The sequence below is a fragment of the Cryobacterium sp. Y62 genome (assembly GCF_002929785.1).
Taxonomy (GTDB): Bacteria; Actinomycetota; Actinomycetes; order Actinomycetales; family Microbacteriaceae; genus Cryobacterium.
In genome coordinates this window covers 1-2,052 of sequence record NZ_PJJK01000022.1, presented here as the reverse complement: position 1 = coordinate 2,052, position 2,052 = coordinate 1, and the positions used below count along the sequence as shown (strand labels likewise).

At 64.6% G+C, this 2,052-nt stretch carries 1 protein-coding gene; it reads right to left on the bottom strand.

Annotated elements, in window-relative coordinates:
• A partial coding sequence (gene tkt / locus CXY71_RS00175) for a transketolase (protein ID WP_104133732.1) occupies positions 1-2,052 on the bottom strand: 2,052 nt, incomplete at both ends.

The window sequence follows — 2,052 nt, the reverse complement described above, 5'->3', positions numbered from 1 at the left end:
TTCCTTGGCAGCGGCGACGACGGCTTCGGTGGTGATTCCAAATTCGCGGAACAGCGTCTGATAGTCGGCGGATGCGCCGAAATGCTCGATCGAGATGCTGCGGCCGGCATCGCCGACGTAGCCGCGCCAGGTTAAAGCGAGGCCGGCTTCAACCGACACCCGCGCGGTGACGGCTTTCGGCAATACCGATTCGCGATATTCGCTGCTCTGCTCTTCGAACCATTCCAGGCAGGGTGCGCTGACCACGCGGGCGTTAATGCCTTCGAGGGCGAGCTGGGCACGGGCATCCACGGCTAACTGCACCTCGGAACCGGTACCGATCAAAATGACGTCCGGGGTTGCACCGGCGGCTTCGACCAGCACATAGGCGCCGTGCGCGACGTTCTTCGCCGAGGCGAATATTTCAGCGGACGCTGCGCCCTCGCCCCGCTCGTACACGGGAATGTTCTGGCGGGTCAGAGCGATTCCCACCGGGCCGCCCCGCCGTTCCAGGATGGTCTTCCAGGCCCAGGCGGTTTCGTTGGCATCACCGGGACGAACCACATCGAGGCCAGGGATGGCGCGCAGAGTGGCGAGCTGCTCGATTGGCTGGTGGGTGGGGCCATCCTCGCCGAGCGCGACGGAGTCGTGGGTCCAGACGAAGATCGACGGCACTTTCATGAGCGCAGCCAGACGTACCGCAGGGCGCATGTAGTCGCTGAAGATGAGAAACGTGCCGCCGAAGGCGCGAGTGTTGCCATGCAGCACGATGCCGTTGAGAATGGCAGCCATGGCGTGCTCCCGAATGCCGAAGTGCAACACGCGGCCGTACGGGTTGCCGGTCCATTCACTGGTGGAGTGCTCGCTCGGAATGAATGAGGCTGCTCCGCCGATAGTGGTGTTGTTGGATTCGGCGAGGTCGGCTGAACCGCCCCACAGTTCGGGGATGACGGTGCCGAGTGCGGTCAGTACCTTGCCGGACGCTGCACGGGTCGAGACCGCGGTGCCGCCGGGGAAGACCGGGAGGGCCTCGTCGACACCGTCGGGCAGGTCACCGGAGAGCACCCGGTCGAGCAAAACCTTGCGCTCCGGGTTGGCCGTCGCCCAAGCCTCGAACCGCACGTTCCACACGGCGTGCGCGGTGGCGCCGCGCTCCAGGGCCAGGCGGGTGTGGGCGATGACCTCGGGGTCGACGTCGAACGTCTTCTCCGGGTCGAAGCCGAGAACGGTCTTGACGCCGGCGAGTTCTTCGGCGCCGAGGGCGGAGCCGTGGATCTTGCCGGTGTTCTGCTTCTTCGGACTCGGCCAGCCGATGATCGTCTTGAGGATGATCAGGCTGGGCTTGCCGGTTTCCATTTGGGCAGCCTCAATGGCTGCGTTCAGCTCGGCGACGTCTTCGACGTAGGAGCCGGTTTTCTTCCAGTCCACGGTCTGCACGTGCCAGTTGTAGGCGGCATAACGCGCAGCGACGTCCTCGGTGAAGGCGATGTTAGTGTCATCTTCGATCGAGATCTGGTTGCTGTCGTAGATCGCGATCAGGTTGCCGAGCTGCTGGTGGCCCGCGAGCGATGAGGCCTCGCTCGTGATGCCTTCCTGCAGGTCGCCATCGCCGGCGATGACGTAAACGAAGTGGTCGAACGGGCTGGAGCCGGTGGCGGCATCCGGGTCGAACAGGCCACGCTCGAAACGTGACGCGTAGGCGAAGCCGACGGCGGAGGCGAACCCCTGGCCGAGCGGACCGGTGGTGATCTCGACGCCGGCGGTGTGGCCGTATTCCGGGTGGCCGGGGGTCTTGGATCCCCAGGTGCGCAGGGCTTTAAGGTCTTCAAGCTCGAGGCCATAGCCGCCGAGGTACAACTGCACGTACTGCGTCAGTGAGCTGTGGCCGACTGAAAGAATAAAACGGTCGCGACCGAGCCAATCGTTGTCGGCCGGGTCCCGGCGCATGATCTTCTGAAACAACAGGTAGGCGGCGGGCGCGAGGCTCATCGCGGTACCCGGATGCCCATTCCCAACCTTTTCAACGGCGTCAGCCGCCAGAATGCGTGCGGTGTTGACCGCCTGATCGTCAAC